The following is a 17512-nucleotide window of genomic DNA, read 5'->3' on the forward strand; positions in this document are numbered from 1 at the left end:
TAAAATACAGTTAATTAGTACTTTAAGGGGTAGTATTTAAGGTTTTTTTAATAATTCGGCCGGAACACTTTAAAATCATTATAAATAAGAGCGAAAAGGTTGTAGTTCCTGTGTAATTGCTTTATTTTTGTAGAATTTTTTTAAACAAATTATATAAATCTTATGGCAAAATCTGCATTATTGAAATCGTCAATAGCAAAAAAAGTAGCTATGGCGCTTTCAGGACTTTTTTTGATGTTGTTTCTAGCACAGCATTTTTTTATCAATATGACATCGGTATTTAGTGCCGATACTTTTAATTCAATATCCCATTTTATGGGAAATAATCCATTAGTTCAATTTGTAATTCAACCTATCTTAATTGTTGGTGTTGTTTTTCATTTTATTATGGGTTTTGTTTTAGATTTTAAAAACAGAAGCGCGAGACCAATTGCTTACGCAAAGGATAATGGAGCTGCGAATTCTTCTTGGGCTTCAAGAAATATGATTATTTCGGGTTCAGTAATTTTAGCATTTTTAGGATTGCACTTTTATGATTTCTGGTTTCCGGAAATGCTGTATAAGTATGTCGAATGTAATCCGTTAGATGAAACAAGGTATTTTCATGAACTAGTAGCAAAATTTGAAAGCCCGGTTCGTACAATATTATATAGCTTATCTTTTGTATTGTTAGCATTACACTTACAACACGGATTTAGTTCTTCCTTTCAATCTGTAGGATTCAATAATAAATATTCTAAAGGATTGAAAAATTTCGGATTAGGATTTGCTTATGTAGTTCCTGCCGGATTTGTTTTTATTGCACTTTTTCATCATTTCAATCATTAATATTCAATTATAATGGCATTAGATTCAAAAATTCCTAGTGGTCCAATTTCGGACAAATGGACAAATTATAAAGATCATATTAATTTAGTAAATCCTGCTAACAAACGTAATTTAGATATTATCATTGTTGGTACAGGTTTAGCTGGAGGTTCTGCTGCTGCAACATTGGCAGAATTAGGATATAACGTAAAAGCATTTTGCTTTCAAGATTCACCACGTCGTGCGCACTCAATTGCTGCACAAGGGGGAATCAACGCTGCAAAAAATTATAAAGGAGACGGAGACTCTGTTCACAGATTGTTTTACGATACTGTAAAAGGTGGAGATTACCGTGCTCGTGAGGCTAACGTACACCGTTTGGCTGAAGTTTCGTCTAATATTATAGACCAATGTGTGGCACAAGGTGTTCCATTGGCTCGTGAATATGGCGGATTATTAGATAACCGTTCTTTTGGAGGAACTTTGGTTTCTCGTACTTTTTATGCACAAGGACAAACAGGTCAACAATTGCTTTTGGGTGCTTACTCAGCAATGAACCGTCAAATTGGTCGTGGGAAAGTAAAAATGTACAACCGTCACGAAATGCTGGATTTAGTAGTCGTAAACGGAAAAGCAAGAGGAATTATCGCGCGTAACTTAGTTACCGGTGAAATAGAAAGACACTCGGCACATGCTGTTGTTATTGCTTCTGGAGGTTACGGAAACGTTTTCTTCTTGTCTACCAATGCGATGGGCTCTAATGCTACTGCAGCTTGGAAAATCCACAAAAAAGGAGCGTATTTCGCAAATCCTTGTTACACACAAATTCACCCAACGTGTATTCCGGTTTCTGGAGACCACCAATCGAAACTGACATTAATGTCAGAATCATTGCGTAATGACGGTCGTATTTGGGTTCCTGCAAAACTAGAAGATGCGCAAGCGATTCGTGAAGGAAAGAAAAAAGCAACTGATTTATCGGAAGAAGAAAGAGATTATTTCTTGGAAAGAAGGTATCCTGCTTTTGGTAACTTAGTGCCTCGTGATGTAGCTTCACGTGCTGCGAAAGAAAGATGTGATGCTGGTTTTGGAGTAAACAAAACAGGTGAAGCAGTTTATTTGGATTTTGCGGCAGCGATTCAACGGTACGGAAATGAGCAAGCGTATGTAAAAGGTTTGGATACTAAGGATACTAAATTAGTGACTAAATTAGGGACTGAGCTTGTAAAAAGTAAATACGGGAACTTATTCCAGATGTATTATAAAATTGTAGATGAGGATCCTTATACTTCTCCAATGATGATTTACCCTGCGGTACATTATACCATGGGTGGTACTTGGGTTGATTATAACTTGCAAACTACAATTCCGGGTTGTTTCTCTATCGGGGAATCAAACTTCTCAGATCACGGAGCCAACCGTTTAGGAGCTTCGGCTTTGATGCAAGGTTTAGCTGATGGCTATTTTGTATTGCCTTATACAATAGGTGATTATTTAGCTCCAGATATTAAAATGGGAACAATTTCTACCGATTTACCTGAGTTTGTAGCTGCTGAGAAAGCGGTTAAAGACCAGATTGATAAATTCATCAACAATAACGGAACCCATTCTGTTGACTATTTCCACAAGAAATTAGGGAAAATTATGTGGGACAAAGTTGGGATGGCACGCAATGCTAAAGGACTTAATGAAGCAATTGTAGAAATTGCTGCTTTACGTGAAGAATTTTACAAAGAAGTAAAAGTTCCAGGAACGGATAAAGGATTCAATCAGGAATTGGAAAAAGCCACTCGTGTTGCTGATTTCCTTGAATTGGGAGAATTATTCGCTAAAGATGCCTTACATCGTAATGAATCTTGTGGAGGACATTTCCGTGAAGAATACCAAACAGAAGAAGGTGAAGCGCAACGTGACGATGAGAATTTTGCTTACGTAGCGGCATGGGAATACACTGGAAAGCCAAGTGAAGCTGTTTTGCATAAAGAGCCATTGGTATTTGATAACGTGAAATTAGTTCAAAGAAGTTACAAATAGTATTTCGAGAAAAATCTTGAAGATTACTCTTAATACTTAATACTTAAAAAAAGATGAAACTTACATTAAAAATATGGCGTCAGAAAAATGCCGCTACAGAAGGAAAAATAGTTGAATATCCTATAGATCATATTGAACCGGATATGTCATTCCTTGAAATGCTTGACATTTTGAATGATGAATTAATCATGAAAGGAGATGAGCCTGTAGCATTTGATCACGATTGTCGCGAAGGAATTTGCGGAATGTGTTCTTTGTATATCAATGGGGAAGCTCACGGGCCAGACAGAGGTGTTACAACATGTCAATTGCACATGAGAATGTTCAAGGATGGCGATACCATTTTTATTGAGCCATTTAGAGCAAAAGCGTTTCCAGTAATTAAAGATTTAGTTGTTGACAGAAGTTCTTTTGACCGAATTCAACATGCTGGTGGATTTATATCTGTAAATACATCTGGTAATACAATTGATGCAAACACAATTCCAATTAACAAGAAAGATGCTGATACTGCTTTTGATTCAGCTGCTTGTATCGGTTGTGGCGCTTGTGTTGCGAGTTGTAAAAACTCATCGGCTATGTTATTTGTTGCTGCAAAAGTATCTCAATATGCTTTGTTGCCACAAGGAAGAATTGAAGCTACTGACAGAGTTTTAAATATGGTTAGCCAAATGGATGCTGAAGGTTTTGGTAACTGTACGAATACTGGAGCTTGTGAAGTAGAATGTCCAAAAGGAATTTCTCTTGAAAACATTGCTCGAATGAATAGAGAATATATGTCAGCGAGTTTAAAAGGATAAAACCTATAAGCTGAAATTTATAAAACGCATTCAATGTAAAAGTTGAATGCGTTTTTTTTATCTTTATAAAAATGATTTCTAATGAAAACGGCACTTATACAATCCTCTTTATATTGGGAAAATCCAAAATCCAATCGAAACTATTTCGAAGAAAAAATCAAAGCAATTGATGGGGATGTTGATTTGATTGTACTTCCGGAAATGTTTACCTCCGGATTTACCATGACTCCCGTTAATGTTGCAGAAACAATGCAAGGTGAAACCGTAAAGTGGCTAAAAGTATTGGCAAAAGCCAAAAAAACGGCCATCACGGGAAGTTTAGTTGTAAAGGAAAATAGTAATTTTTTCAACAGGATGCTATTCGTTTTTCCATCAGGGGAAATTCAATTCTATGACAAAAAACACTTATTTACTCTTGCCGGTGAAGACAAAGTGTACACAAGCGGAACCCAAAAAATTATTGTGGATTATTTAGATTGGAAAATTTGCCTGCAAGTATGTTATGATTTGAGATTTCCGGTGTTCTCCAGAAATTCTGAGGATTATGATTTGCTTATTTATGTCGCGAGTTGGCCTAAAATAAGGATAAATGCCTGGGACGCATTGCTTAAAGCCCGTGCCATAGAAAACATGTGCTATTCGATTGGGGTTAATAGAATAGGACAGGATGACAATGGCTATCAATATACCGGACATTCGCAAGTGGTAGATTTTCTTGGAAATTATAGTGTCGAACCGGTAGAATCTGAAAGTATTTTCTACGCTGAATTAAGTAAGGAAAAGATGCTACAAACCAGACAAAAACTGGGGTTTTTAAATGATAGAGATGCTTTTGAAATGAAAAAATAAAATATTTGTGATTTATGATTAGCGATTTTTGATTTATACAAGATCTGAAATCAAAAATCGCTAATCATCATTCTAAAATCCTTGCTTTTTATCTGTTTTCTTTTTAGGTTCGGGAATGTAAGGCATAGTCAAGTCAAAAACTTGGTTTACATCCCAGTTGGCCCGTATGTCTATTTCTTTAGAAAAATAAATAACTTCTTCTGGTTGACGTTTTTCTAAATAATTTCCGGAGTCCCAAATTTTATTTTTGTTATCATCATAAATAAGCCGAAGCGTAAACACGGCAGGTTCTAACAGATCAAATGCAATTTTTGTGTTATTCTCGCTATATTCTGAGGAGACAACCTCTCCTTTTGTGTCTATCAATTCAACAATTACAGGAAAATGTTTTACGTTTTGTAAAGACACGCTGAGATTTCCGTAATCATCAGTGCTTTTTGTGTTTATTTTATAATTTAGTGAATCATTTGATTTTTCAAAAAAATCAGTCAACGCACCTGGGAGAATCGAAATGGTGTACTTTTCTAAGGGTTCTTTCTTAAAATCTAAATACAGTTTTTGGTTAAATTCGTCATATTCTGTTGTAAAAGGAACAGGGAGGTCTGCTTTATTTACTAATTTTATTTTTGAATTATCAAAATTCACTAATGGCGTGGCAGTTTCTAGAGTGAACCTTTCTTTAGGATTTAATCCAATGTTTTGTATAGCCGTAATATTTAGAGTGTCTTTTTTCTGATCTTTAATTTTAAAGGAGAAATTTACGTTGTATTTGTCTTTGGCTACAGCCAAGGCTAACGAGTCCGCTTTCATGGGTTTATACCATATTTGTAGGGAATCTTTTTTAGGTAATTGAGTAACAATGGCAGGAATGATTTCATTGTTTTTTTTCAAGGTTATTTTTGGCCTTGAATTAACTTGATCTACTTTTCCTTCGTAGCCCATCAGTAATCGATTTCCAGACGCTTGACTAGGTTTGTAAGCCTTGAATGGGAGAACTTGTCTGAATAAAGATAATTCATAAAGGGTATCGTTTGGAACAGTAATGAATTGTTTGCTAAATCCAATTTTATCTTTTTTTGGATTGAACTTATTATTGTTATTGTAGTCTTTCATTGCTACAAGAAGGTATTTTCCTGCTTTAAGATTCTCTAAACGAAATGTTTTTAGACTATCTAATGTGTTAGTTATGTATCTTGGACTTTTATTATACACAATTGAATCTTTGAAAGTGTCATTTACTTCATAGAGCATTACAGAAACGAATGATTCTGCTTCTTTTTCATGGGCATCTTTTACAGTTCCGCTAAGGGATAGAGAATCGATATAGTTTCCAGTTGAAAATACATATTTGAATTGGTTGAATGGATTTCCTTCGTTATTATCTTCTATACTCTGACCAAAGTTGAAATTATAAGTTGTGTTGGGTTGTAACGTATCATTTATTTTGATTGTAATAAATTTACTTACAGTTGTTGGAAGGATTAGTGGCTCCTGTTTCATAGGTGGAGAAATAATCAACTGTTTGGTTAGATCCTTTAATTTGATATTTTCGTCAAAAACTAATTTGATTTCATTTCCTGTGAAATTAGTATTAAAATTTTTAGGGAAACTCATTTTTAAAACAGGTGCAATAGTGTCTTTCAGACCTCCGGTAATGCTACCTCTTTTTGCACAACCAATCATTAGTAAAAGCAGAAATATAGAAATATATTTTAAATTGTTTTTCAACATATCAAATCAAAATTAGAATTTACAAAATAACAATTATAATTAATGTAATTGAAACTTTTTATCGAATTATTATGAGGGATTTAACTAGACATGCTTTTGTAATTCTTCTTGTTTTTTTATGATTTTAATGTTTAAATTTACGTGGATTTTAAGGTTGGTTAATTTTGAAAAGATAAAATTTTTCTGCCTTTAAATTTTATAAATTAATTTTATTCGAATAGTTAAATAATGAGAAAAATAGAACATATTGGGATTGCAGTTACTGATTTAGAAACTTCGAATCTAGTTTTTGAAAAGTTATTTGGTGTTCCAGCATATAAATTTGAAGAAGTGAAAAGTGAAGGAGTAACGACTTCTTTTTTTAATGTTGGTCCTAATAAAATTGAACTATTAGCAGCTACTAACCCGGATAGCCCTATCGCGAAATTTATTGCCAAGAAAGGAGAAGGAATACATCATATTGCTTTTGATGTAGATGATATTGTTCTGGAAATAGCACGTTTAAAGGAAGAAGGGTTTGTTGTGCTGAATGAAATCCCGAAGAAAGGCGCAGATAATAAGCTAGTTGCTTTTTTACATCCAAAAAGCACTAATGGTGTTTTGATTGAGCTATGCCAGGAAATCAGATAACCAAATAATTTTTTGATTAGATGCAAAGGTAGAATTCTAATATTCAGATGGTTTCGATTTGAAAGTTCTTAATAGTGAAACTATCTTAAAATCTAAGTCAAAAATATTTGGAGCAAATGAAAAATAGTAGTAATATTGCAAACTCTTAACCGGTCCTATAGCTCAGTTGGTTAGAGCACCTGACTCATAATCAGGTGGTCCCTGGTTCGAGCCCAGGTGGGACCACTTCGAAAAGCCTTTCAAGTAATTGAAGGGCTTTTTTTATAACAATATAAAGCCGAATTTGACGCAAAAAAATCATACTTTTGTCACGGATACTATTGTTTTTGTTATAACGATGGGTTTCTTTTACACAAAGAATTAATATGATGGAAAAACTCTTGTAAGAATAGTTTATCTTTTATTTTTCTAATTTATGAGACTTATTGAAAAAGTTTTTTTTACTATAACCTTATTTATCCTTGGCATTTTTAATGTTTTGGCTGACGGTCCTCCTGCGCCATCTCCAACGGGGAGAAAACCGCCTCCGCCTCCGGGTTTACCTATTGATGAAAATATTTTTATTTTAATGATAATTGCAGTTCTATTTGGTATTTATATCATTTGTAGCTTTAAACTAAAAACAAAAACTCCAATTTAAATTGGAGTTTTTGTTTTTATAGGGTTTTTGTGGGTTTCTATTTGTTGGAGTATAATTTAGAAACGTATTTGCCTATCACGTCAAACTCAAGATTGATTTTTGTGCCTACTTTAAAAGAATTGAAATTAGTGTGTTCGTGTGTGTAAGGGATAATAGCTACACTAAACTCATTTTTCTTTGAGTTTACCACTGTTAAGCTTACTCCGTTTACTGTAATTGAACCTTTTTCAATGGTAATGTTATTTAGAGCTTCGTCATATTCAAATGTATAAAGCCAACTTCCGTTAGTTTCTTCGGCGACGATGCAAGTTCCTATTTGATCGATATGCCCCTGTACGATGTGGCCATCGAGTCTGTCTCCTAGTTTCATTGCTCTTTCAAGATTTACGCTGTCGCCTTCTTTCCAATACCCTAAATTTGTTTTTTTTATGGTTTCATCAATGGCAGTTACGGTATATAAAGTGTCATTTAAAGCAACTACCGTCAAACAGATTCCATTGTGAGCTACGCTTTGGTCTATTTGTAATTCGCTGGTGATTGATGAATTCATTGTGATATGAATGTTGTCTTTCTCTTTTTTTATTTCTTGGATTACACCAAGGGTTTCTATGATTCCTGTAAACATTTCTTATTTTATTTTACTAAATTTGCACTTCAAAATTAGCAATAAATAACGTGAGGTCATGATGAAAAAAGCAGAAAATATAATCGTAGGGATTTCTATAGGGGATTTGAACGGTATTGGAAGCGAAGTGGTACTGAAAACATTTGAGGATTCTCGGATGCTGGAACTTTGTACGCCAGTTATTTTTGCCAATGTTAAAATAATGTCATTTGTAAAAAAGAGTTTTGAATCTACGTCAATGCTTCATGGGATTGATAGGTTGGATCAAGTTGTTCTGGGAAAGATTAATGTTTTGAATCTTTGGAAAGAGGGTGTTGATTTAAATCCAGGCACAAATGATGAGAAGGTAGGTGAATATGCTATAAAATCTTTTGTTGCCGCAACCAAAGCTTTGAAAGAAGGATTGATTGATGTGTTAGTAACGGCTCCAATTAATAAATACAATATACAGTCAGAAACGTTTAAATTTCCCGGTCATACTGATTATCTAAATCAAGAGTTAGAAGGAAATGCGTTAATGTTGATGGTTCAAGATAATTTAAGGGTTGGTTTGTTGACGGATCATATTCCTTTGAATGAAGTCGCGTCACATTTGACAGAAGAGTTGATTAAGCAAAAAATAGAAACTATAAAGCAATCGCTAATTCAGGATTTTAGTATCAATAAGCCTAAAATAGCTGTTTTAGGATTGAATCCGCATTGTGGCGATGGTGGAGTAATCGGTACAGAAGACGATTTGATAATAAAGCCAACGCTAAAAAAGATTTTTGATAAAGGAACATTGGTTTTTGGTCCTTTTGCGGCGGATGGTTTTTTTGGAAGCAATCAGTATGAGAAATATGATGCTGTAGTTGCGACCTATCACGATCAGGGATTAATCCCTTTCAAAACATTATCTTTTGGAAAAGGAGTGAATTATACGGCAGGTTTAAATAAAATCAGAACCTCACCAGATCATGGTACTGCCTATGATATTGCTGGAAAAGGGGTTGCAGATTACAACTCATTTAAGGAAGCGGTTTATCTTGCGATCGATATGTTTCATTCGAGAAATCAATACAAAGAAATTAGTCAAAAACCTTTGAAAACAAAAGAAAAACAGTTGTGAACAAAAAAAGGTGAATAACATTATTAGATTTGTAATAATTTTATATCTTTGCACTCCCGAAGTTTAGGGTAAATTGTTGTTGAAATGAACAAGACAAAAGAATATTTAATTCCTTTCGTAGGATTAAAGCTAGGGAAACATCAATTTGAATATCAAATAAGTAATGCGTTCTTTGAAATCTTTGATTATAATGAATTTCAAAATTCAGACATCAAAGTAAATGTAGTTTTAGAGAAAAAAAGTACAATGCTGGAGTTAAGTTTAAAGCATAAAGGAACTGTAAATGTTCCTTGCGATCTTACCAGTGAAGATTTTGATTTGCCTGTTAAAGGTAAAATGAAATTGATTGTTCGTTTTGGAGAAATGTATAATAGTGACAATGAAGAATTGTTGATTTTGCCACACGGAGAGTTTGAAGTAGATATTGCACAATATATCTATGAAATGATAGTATTGTCCGTACCTCTAAGACGAGTTCATCCAGGAATAAAAGACGGAAGTTTAAATACCGAAGCCTTGACAAAACTGAAAGAACTAACAATAAAAGAACAAAAAAAAGAGCATAAACAAGAACAAAAAGAAGAAAATATTGACCCGCGTTGGGACAAATTAAAGCAACTATTAACGGATAAATAATATAGTAAAATGGCGCATCCTAAGAGAAAAATCTCCAAAACAAGAAGAGATAAAAGAAGAACACATTACAAAGCTACTGTAGCACAAATCGCTACTTGCCCAATCACTGGGGAAGCACATTTATACCACAGAGCCTACTGGCATGAAGGAAAAATGTATTACAGAGGGCAAGTTGTTATAGATAAATCTGTAGCTGTTGCTTAATACGTTTTTGTAAATGATATTCGAACTCTCACATCGTGAGAGTTTTTTTGTTGTTTATAATTTTCATTAAATAAGAAGTTCTAAATCAATACGTTTTGGTATTTTTTTTGTAATTTTCAAGTCTTTTAAGAATTTTTCAAATGGCAGCATTTGATAAGAAATAATCGAATAAAATGAATACAATTACAGCCGCAATTACCGCTGTTGGAGGCTATGTGCCAGACTTTGTGCTTTCAAACAAAGTGTTGGAAACAATGGTTGACACAAATGACGAGTGGATTACCTCTCGTACAGGAATAAAAGAAAGAAGAATCCTTAAAGATGAAGATAAAGGAACTTCCTACTTAGCCATTATGGCAGCAAAAGATTTATTGGCTAAGGCAAACATTGACCCTTTAGAAATAGATTTATTAATAATGGCAACCGCTACCCCGGACATGCCAGTAGCATCTACAGGTGTGTATGTGGCTACCGAAATAGGAGCTATAAATGCTTTCTCTTACGATTTGCAAGCCGCATGTTCCAGTTTTTTATATGGAATGTCAACAGCGGCAGCTTATATTCAATCGGGTAGATATAAAAAAGTACTTTTGATTGGGGCAGATAAAATGTCCTCTATCGTTGATTATACCGATAGATCAACCTGTATTATTTTTGGTGATGGCGCCGGAGCAGTTTTATTCGAACCTAATTATGAAGGTTTGGGATTACAAGATGAATATTTGCGTAGTGATGGTGTTGGTCGTGATTTTTTAAAAATTCCCGCTGGAGGTTCTCTAGTTCCTACAACTTTCGAAACTGTAAAAGACAACAGACACAATATCATCCAAGATGGTAAAACTGTTTTTAAATATGCTGTAACCAATATGGCTGATGCCAGTGAACACATTTTGAAAAGAAATAACTTGACCAATGATGATGTAGATTGGTTAGTTCCGCATCAAGCAAATAAACGAATCATTGACGCTACTGCGAGCCGAATGAATTTAGAAGATTCAAAAGTTTTAATGAACATAGAAAAATACGGGAATACCACTTCAGCAACATTGCCTTTAGTACTTTACGATTTTGAATCTTTATTTAAAAAAGGGGATACTATTATTTTTGCAGCTTTCGGAGGAGGATTTACTTGGGGCTCTATTTACTTAAAATGGGCATACGATAAAAAATAAATTTAAACTAAAATAAATAATTATGGATTTAAAAGAAATTCAAAATCTAATCAAGTTTGTAGCAAATTCAGGTGTTGCAGAGGTTAAATTAGAGATGGATGATGTTAAAATCACCATTAGAACAACTTTAGAAGGGAATGTAACGGAGACCACATATGTTCAGCAGATGCCGGCTCAAAACACACTTCCACAAGCAGCTCCACAACAAATTGCTCCTGTCGTAGCTGTTGCTGAAGCTCCAGTAGTAGAAAATTCTCATTATATTACTATAAAATCTCCAATTATTGGAACTTTCTATAGAAAACCATCACCGGATAAACCTATGTTTGTTGAAGTAGGGAAGACTATTTCTAAAGGAGATGTGCTTTGTGTTATTGAAGCAATGAAATTATTTAATGAAATTGAATCTGAAGTTTCTGGTAAAATTGTAAAAATATTGGTTGACGATATGTCTCCGGTAGAATTTGACCAGCCATTATTCTTAGTAGATCCATCATAAGAAATTTTGAATGATGAATTTTGAATGAGAAATTGTTTTTCGATCATTCAAATAATTTAAAATTTATAATTTATAATTTAAAATTTCAAGAAGATGTTTAAAAAAATACTAATTGCAAATAGGGGAGAAATTGCGCTTCGCGTAATTAGAACATGTAAGGAAATGGGTATAAAAACAGTAGCTGTTTATTCTACTGCTGATGCTGAAAGTTTGCATGTAAAGTTTGCTGACGAAGCGGTTTGTATAGGGCCACCTCCAAGTAACTTATCCTATTTGAAAATGTCAAATATTATTGCCGCTGCCGAAATTACGAACGCAGATGCAATACATCCAGGTTATGGATTCCTTTCTGAAAATTCAAAATTTTCTAAAATTTGTCAAGAGCATGGTATCAAATTCATTGGAGCATCTCCTGAAATGATTGATAGAATGGGTGACAAAGCTTCTGCAAAAGCAACTATGATTGAAGCTGGTGTTCCATGTGTTCCAGGTTCAGTAGGAATTTTAGAATCATATGAACAAGCCTTGCAATTATCGAGAGATTTTGGTTATCCAGTAATGCTTAAAGCAACTGCTGGCGGTGGTGGAAAAGGAATGCGAGCTGTTTGGAAAGAAGAGGAATTGCTTAAAGCTTGGGAAGGTGCCCGTCAGGAATCTGCAGCCGCTTTTGGGAATGATGGAATGTATCTGGAAAAATTAATCGAAGAACCTCGTCATATTGAGATCCAAGTAGTAGGTGATGCTTACGGAAAAGCTTGTCATCTTTCTGAAAGAGATTGTTCCGTTCAAAGACGTCATCAAAAATTGACTGAAGAAACTCCATCTCCATTTATGACAGATGAACTTCGTGCTAAAATGGGTGAAGCAGCTGTAAAAGCAGCAGAATACATTAAATACGAAGGTGCCGGTACAGTAGAATTTTTGGTTGACAAACACCGTAATTTCTACTTTATGGAAATGAATACCCGTATTCAGGTAGAGCATCCTATTACAGAACAAGTTATTGATTATGACTTGATCCGTGAGCAAATTATGGTTGCTGCTGGAATACCTATTTCAGGAAAAAACTATTTGCCACAATTGCATGCCATCGAATGTAGAATAAATGCGGAAGATCCTTATAATGATTTCCGTCCGTCTCCAGGAAAAATCACAACACTTCACATGCCAGGAGGACACGGTGTTCGTTTAGACACGCATGTTTATTCGGGTTATACTATTCCGCCAAATTATGATTCCATGATTGCAAAGTTGATTACAACTGCACAGTCACGCGAAGAAGCGATTAGCAAAATGAGAAGAGCATTAGATGAATTTGTGATTGAAGGTATAAAAACTACCATTCCATTTCACAGACAATTAATGGATGATCCAAGATACATTGCAGGAGATTATACAACTGCTTTCATGGATACTTTCAAAATGAACGATCCAGAATAATTTAGAATATTCAATTCAAAATATAAAACCTCACGAAAGTGAGGTTTTTGTTTTATAAACGTAATTCAAATTAAAGAGTTTCTTTCAGCCATTTGAAAAACTCCCCTTGCCAAACCTGAGCGTTCTGCGGTTTTAAAACCCAATGATTTTCTTCCGGAAAATATAAGAATCTACTTTTTATACCTCGCAATTGAGCTGCTTGAAAAGCTTCCTGTCCTTGACCAATTGGTACACGAAAATCTTTACCACCTTGAATAATTAAAATAGGTTTATTCCACTTCTCGACCCTATTTATTGGGTTGAATGTAGTATAGGCTTTTTGTGCTATTGTATTTTCTTTTTCCCAATAAGGACCATCAAAGTCCCAATTACAAAAGAAAACTTCCTCAGTAGTTCCGAACATACTCTGGGTATTAAAAACACCGTCATGAGCAATAAATGTTTTAAATCGGTTGTGGTGAATTCCTGCTAAATAAAATACAGAATAACCACCATAACTGGCACCCACGCATCCCAAACGTGCTGCGTCAACATATTCTTCTTTCGTTATATCGTCAATAGCCGAAAGATAATCGTCCATTACTTGTCCTCCCCAGTCTTTACTGATCTGCTCATTCCATTCCACTCCATGACCCTGCATTCCACGACGGTTTGGCGCCACTACAATATAACCGTTAGCAGCCATTAACTGGAAATTCCAACGGAAGGAATAGCCTTGTGTCAATGGAGCTTGTGGTCCTCCTTGACAAAATAAAAGAGTTGGATATTTTTTTGATGCATCAAAATTAGGAGGGAGTATTAGCCAAACCAACATTTTTTTGTCATCGGTGGTGGTAATGTATCTTCTCTCGGTTTTGCTTAACGACAAGGAATTATAGACAGCAGTATTTACGTTTGATAGTTGTTTCCAGATGTTTTCATTTAAATCAAAAGAAAAAATTTCTGATGCATGATTCATGTCGGTTCTGGTAATGATGATCTCGTTGCCTGAAAAACCAATTAAATCATTGACGTCAAAATCGCCAGTAGTGATTTGGCTAACCTTGATTGCTCCCGAAGCTTCGGGATTTGTCAGTCCGGGAAAATTAACTTCAAATAACTGTTTTGTCCCATCAATTGGTGCAATAAAATAGATTTTTTGTCCATCATTACTCCAAATAAAATGATTTACGGTGCCATCCCAATTAGCTGTCAGGTTCCTGTTCATTCCTTCAAAACTAACAATTATATCATTTTTATCGGCCTCGTAACCATCACGTTTCATCTGTAGCCAAGCCAGATTTCCTGTAGGAGAAAATTGTGGAGCAGTATCGTAACCCAGATTTTCTTCGGTTCGGTTAATGGTTTTTCCAGTTTCCAGATTGTACTCGAAAATATTAGTATTGGTAGAAGTAGCGTATGCTGTTCCCGCTTTTTTCTTGCAAACATATAAAATGCTTTTGCTGTCTGGTGACCAGATATAATCTTCATCACCGCCAAAAGGTTTTTGTGGACTATCAAAATTCTCTCCTTTCAGAATGTCAATCCCTGCAGCACCTTCTTTGTTTTCTTTGTAAAAAACATGGTTGAATTTGCCTTCGTTCCAAGTGTCCCAATGACGATAATCCAATCCATTGTAGATTTGAACTTCTGATTTTTCCAGTTCCGGATAAAAATCTTTTCCGAGAACCTTGTCGATTTTTACTTCTTCATTATAAACAATATATTTCCCGTTTGGAGAAATATTCTTGTCTTTTAATACGGCTTCCGTCTCTTTTATTTCGGTTGGATTTCCACCAATTGTGGATAAGGTGTAAAATGTTGTCTCCGATTTATTTTCTGTGACAGATGGAGTTTCTACTTTATAGACTACACTTTTTTCATCTTTGGAAAGACCTAAAGGAGTTATTCTTCCTAATTTCCAAAGTAACTCGGGGGTCATTACATCTTGTGCCATAGCATATAAACGAATTAAAATATTTTTTTCTTCTTAGCTATAAAAATAGCCAATTTAATTTGATGTTTGTCGTTTTAATAATTGCTTTTTAGCCCCGATAATAGTGGAAATCCTTTTATTTTTTTTCTTTAAAAAAATAAAAGATTATAACGGATAGCGGGATTGGCTTCTAAAAATTATTATTTTTATAAAAAATATTTGGACATGGATTTGAGTTATTGGGAATTAAAAAACTGGTTTACAAACGTAGATTACACGATTGTAGGAAGTGGTATTGTGGGCTTGCATGCTGCATTACGCTTGCGCGAAAGATTTCCTGACAGTAAAATTCTGGTACTGGAAAAAGGGATGTTGCCACAAGGGGCCAGTACAAAAAATGCCGGTTTCGCCTGTTTTGGAAGCCTTTCGGAAATTATAGACGATTTAAAATCCCATTCAGAAGAGGAAGTGCTCAATCTCGTTCAAAAACGGTGGAAAGGCCTTCAATTGTTACGAAAAAGACTTGGTGACGACACGATTGATTTCAAGCCTTACGGCGGTTATGAGTTGTTTTTGAATACCGATGAAAATAGTTATGGCGAATGCGTTGGGAAATTGCCTTTCATCAATGAAATTTTAAGATCACTTTTTAAAGCGGATGTTTTTGCTAAAGAAGTGGATCGTTTCGGGTTTGGCGGCATTCAGGAGTATTTGATTTTTAATCCTTTCGAAGCGCAGATTGATGCCGGAAATATGATGCAAGGATTGCTGAAACAGACTAGTAATGAAAATATTTTGATTCTGAATCAACAAACGGTAACATCGTTTATAGATAAAGAAAATGGTGTCGAAGTGGCGCTTGGAGATTTTAGTTTTGTCACTAAGAAATTATTGTTTGCCACCAACGGTTTTGCAAATGCGCTGACCAATGGAGCGGTAAGGCCTGCCAGAGCACAGGTTTTGATTACGGAGCCCATTAAAAATTTAGATATAAAAGGTACGTTCCATCTCGATAGAGGTTATTATTATTTCAGGAATATTGGCGACAGAATATTGTTAGGCGGGGGTAGAAACCTTGATTTTGAGACGGAAACAACAACCGAATTTGGTAAAACAGAAATTGTACAAAAAAAATTGGAACAATTATTAAAAGAAGTAATTTTGCCGAATCAGGATTTCGAAATTGCACACCGTTGGAGCGGAATCATGGGCATTGGCAACAGCAAGAATCCTATCGTTTCGCAACTATCGGATAATGTATATTGTGGCGTCCGATTGGGAGGAATGGGAGTGGCAATAGGAAGTTTAATAGGAACAGAATTAGCAGATTTAGTATAATGGCGACGAAAATAACACCAAAAAGATCAAAACAACCCGCAAAAAAAGAACCAACAACATTTATGAACAAACTCACCCGTTTTTTATTTAAAGTTTTCTTGTGGTTCATTGGGCTCTCTTTGTTTTTTGTGGTATTTTTTAAATTTGTTCCGGTACCGTTTACTCCTTTGATGGTCATTCGGGCCATTGAAAATAAAATGGCGGGAAAAGAAGTTTATTTCAGCCATGATTGGGAACCTCTTGAAAATATATCCGTTAATTTACAAAAAGCAGTGATTGCCAGTGAAGATGGAACTTTCTTGAAACACAATGGTTTCGATTTTACCGCGATGCAAAAAGCCTATAAAAGCAACGAAAGAGGCCGAAGAATAAAAGGCGGAAGTACGATATCTCAACAAACAGCTAAGAATGTATTTCTTTGGCAAGGCCGAAGTTATTTAAGAAAAGGTTTGGAAGCTTATTTCACCGTTTTGATAGAAACCATCTGGGGAAAAAAACGCATCATGGAAGTGTATTTGAATAGTATCGAAATGGGTAATGGGGTTTATGGTGCGGAAGCAGCGGCGCAGCACTGGTATAGAAAAGATGTTTCAAGTTTGACACTACAACAAGCAGCAGGAATTGCCGCAATATTACCCAATCCAAGAAAATATTCGGCTACCAGTTCTTCGTCTTATATCAATAATAGAAAATCTAAAATTGTCCGTATCATGCGACATGTTGGGAAACTAGAATATTAGATTTGTTGTTTAGAAGATAATCGCACAAAAACTAAAAAACCGTAAACTCTTAATTAAAAGATTTTACGGTTTTGTTTTGTGGAGAATACCGGATTCGAACCGGTCACCTCTTGCCTGCCAGTAGCTACAGTGTTGATTTTTATAACTGTAAATCAACTGGTTATATTTTTTAAAATACTCAAAATGTAGCATTTTTGGACATTTTACCACTTAATAAGTGCACTTAATGCAAATTCCAGTGATATTGACCACCCAATTCCAATTTAAAGTGACCACCTGATTCCAATTCAAAATGACCACCTAATTCCGGAGCAAAATGACCACCTCCATTTTTCATTAAAAAC

The 17512-nt window shown here is 34.9% G+C and carries 17 protein-coding genes and 1 tRNA gene; 15 read left to right on the forward strand and 3 right to left on the reverse strand.

The genetic code is table 11. The features are described from left to right. Positions 1 to 162: 162 nt before the first annotated feature. The 4 genes from ACNQGG_RS09955 to ACNQGG_RS09970 all read left to right on the forward strand — a co-directional run bounded on the left by ACNQGG_RS09955 (position 163) and on the right by ACNQGG_RS09970 (position 4490). Positions 163 to 828: a succinate dehydrogenase cytochrome b subunit gene (locus tag ACNQGG_RS09955; protein WP_417963546.1), complete on the forward strand. Its 666-nt coding sequence runs from the start codon at positions 163 to 165 to the stop codon at positions 826 to 828. Between the two features lie 12 nt (positions 829 to 840). After that, complete coding sequence (locus tag ACNQGG_RS09960; RefSeq protein ID WP_417963548.1) at positions 841 to 2841, forward strand: fumarate reductase/succinate dehydrogenase flavoprotein subunit; 2001 nt, start codon at positions 841 to 843, stop codon at positions 2839 to 2841. A gap of 53 nt (positions 2842 to 2894) precedes the next feature. Continuing rightward, positions 2895 to 3641, forward strand: coding sequence for a succinate dehydrogenase/fumarate reductase iron-sulfur subunit (locus ACNQGG_RS09965; RefSeq protein ID WP_039108559.1), 747 nt, complete (start codon positions 2895 to 2897; stop codon positions 3639 to 3641). 81 nt (positions 3642 to 3722) lie between these two features. Next, positions 3723 to 4490, forward strand: coding sequence for a nitrilase family protein (locus ACNQGG_RS09970; protein WP_417963550.1), 768 nt, complete (start codon positions 3723 to 3725; stop codon positions 4488 to 4490). A gap of 72 nt (positions 4491 to 4562) precedes the next feature. Here ACNQGG_RS09970 and ACNQGG_RS09975 read toward each other — a convergent pair whose 3' ends face one another. Beyond that, on the reverse strand, positions 4563 to 6221 hold the full coding sequence (locus ACNQGG_RS09975) for an Ig-like domain-containing domain (RefSeq protein WP_417963552.1): 1659 nt from the start codon (positions 6219 to 6221) through the stop codon (positions 4563 to 4565). Positions 6222 to 6449: 228 nt separating this feature from the next. Here ACNQGG_RS09975 and mce point away from each other — a divergent pair, with 228 nt between their 5' ends. From mce to ACNQGG_RS09990, 3 genes are all read left to right on the forward strand, one after another. Beyond that, on the forward strand, positions 6450 to 6851 hold the full coding sequence (mce, locus tag ACNQGG_RS09980) for a methylmalonyl-CoA epimerase (RefSeq protein ID WP_417963554.1): 402 nt from the start codon (positions 6450 to 6452) through the stop codon (positions 6849 to 6851). 151 nt (positions 6852 to 7002) lie between these two features. Continuing rightward, positions 7003 to 7076 (forward strand) — tRNA-Ile (locus tag ACNQGG_RS09985). 190 nt (positions 7077 to 7266) lie between these two features. Continuing rightward, entirely contained in the window at positions 7267 to 7491 is a 225-nt protein-coding gene (locus ACNQGG_RS09990; protein WP_417963556.1) for a hypothetical protein, read from the forward strand. 37 nt (positions 7492 to 7528) lie between these two features. Here ACNQGG_RS09990 and ACNQGG_RS09995 read toward each other — a convergent pair whose 3' ends face one another. Further along, a complete protein-coding gene (locus ACNQGG_RS09995) occupies positions 7529 to 8116 on the reverse strand; it encodes a riboflavin synthase (protein ID WP_417963558.1) in 588 nt (195 codons plus the stop codon). A 58-nt stretch (positions 8117 to 8174) separates the two neighbouring features. On the opposite strand from ACNQGG_RS09995, the gene pdxA reads away from it, so the two are divergent. The 6 genes from pdxA to accC all read left to right on the forward strand — a co-directional run bounded on the left by pdxA (position 8175) and on the right by accC (position 13175). Beyond that, positions 8175 to 9224: a 4-hydroxythreonine-4-phosphate dehydrogenase PdxA gene (gene pdxA / locus ACNQGG_RS10000; RefSeq protein ID WP_417963560.1), complete on the forward strand. Its 1050-nt coding sequence runs from the start codon at positions 8175 to 8177 to the stop codon at positions 9222 to 9224. 84 nt (positions 9225 to 9308) lie between these two features. Then, complete coding sequence (locus ACNQGG_RS10005) at positions 9309 to 9860, forward strand: YceD family protein (RefSeq protein ID WP_417963562.1); 552 nt, start codon at positions 9309 to 9311, stop codon at positions 9858 to 9860. 9 nt (positions 9861 to 9869) lie between these two features. Then, the gene (gene rpmF, locus ACNQGG_RS10010) at positions 9870 to 10064 is read left to right on the forward strand and encodes a 50S ribosomal protein L32 (protein WP_007137315.1); all 195 of its coding nucleotides are present in this window, start codon (positions 9870 to 9872) and stop codon (positions 10062 to 10064) included. A gap of 173 nt (positions 10065 to 10237) precedes the next feature. Then, positions 10238 to 11236 carry a beta-ketoacyl-ACP synthase III gene (locus ACNQGG_RS10015; RefSeq protein ID WP_417963564.1) on the forward strand — a complete coding sequence of 333 codons (999 nt, stop codon included), beginning with the start codon at positions 10238 to 10240 and terminating at the stop codon, positions 11234 to 11236. A 22-nt stretch (positions 11237 to 11258) separates the two neighbouring features. Then, positions 11259 to 11735 carry an acetyl-CoA carboxylase biotin carboxyl carrier protein gene (accB, locus tag ACNQGG_RS10020; RefSeq protein ID WP_417963566.1) on the forward strand — a complete coding sequence of 159 codons (477 nt, stop codon included), beginning with the start codon at positions 11259 to 11261 and terminating at the stop codon, positions 11733 to 11735. A 93-nt stretch (positions 11736 to 11828) separates the two neighbouring features. Next, positions 11829 to 13175, forward strand: coding sequence for an acetyl-CoA carboxylase biotin carboxylase subunit (accC, locus tag ACNQGG_RS10025; RefSeq protein WP_416848332.1), 1347 nt, complete (start codon positions 11829 to 11831; stop codon positions 13173 to 13175). 70 nt (positions 13176 to 13245) lie between these two features. On the opposite strand, the gene ACNQGG_RS10030 is transcribed toward accC, so the two are convergent. After that, positions 13246 to 15111, reverse strand: a complete 1866-nt coding sequence (locus ACNQGG_RS10030) for a S9 family peptidase (protein ID WP_417963568.1) — start codon at positions 15109 to 15111, stop codon at positions 13246 to 13248. Positions 15112 to 15315: 204 nt separating this feature from the next. On the opposite strand from ACNQGG_RS10030, the gene ACNQGG_RS10035 reads away from it, so the two are divergent. Together ACNQGG_RS10035 and mtgA are read left to right on the forward strand one after the other, a co-directional pair. Beyond that, entirely contained in the window at positions 15316 to 16428 is a 1113-nt protein-coding gene (locus ACNQGG_RS10035; protein WP_417963570.1) for an NAD(P)/FAD-dependent oxidoreductase, read from the forward strand. Continuing rightward, the gene (mtgA, locus tag ACNQGG_RS10040) at positions 16428 to 17168 is read left to right on the forward strand and encodes a monofunctional biosynthetic peptidoglycan transglycosylase (RefSeq protein ID WP_417963572.1); all 741 of its coding nucleotides are present in this window, start codon (positions 16428 to 16430) and stop codon (positions 17166 to 17168) included. The genes ACNQGG_RS10035 and mtgA overlap by 1 nt, the downstream gene beginning before the upstream one ends. Positions 17169 to 17512 lie beyond the last annotated feature (344 nt).

Source organism: Flavobacterium esculini (assembly GCF_048284325.1).
GTDB lineage: Bacteria > Bacteroidota > Bacteroidia > Flavobacteriales > Flavobacteriaceae > Flavobacterium.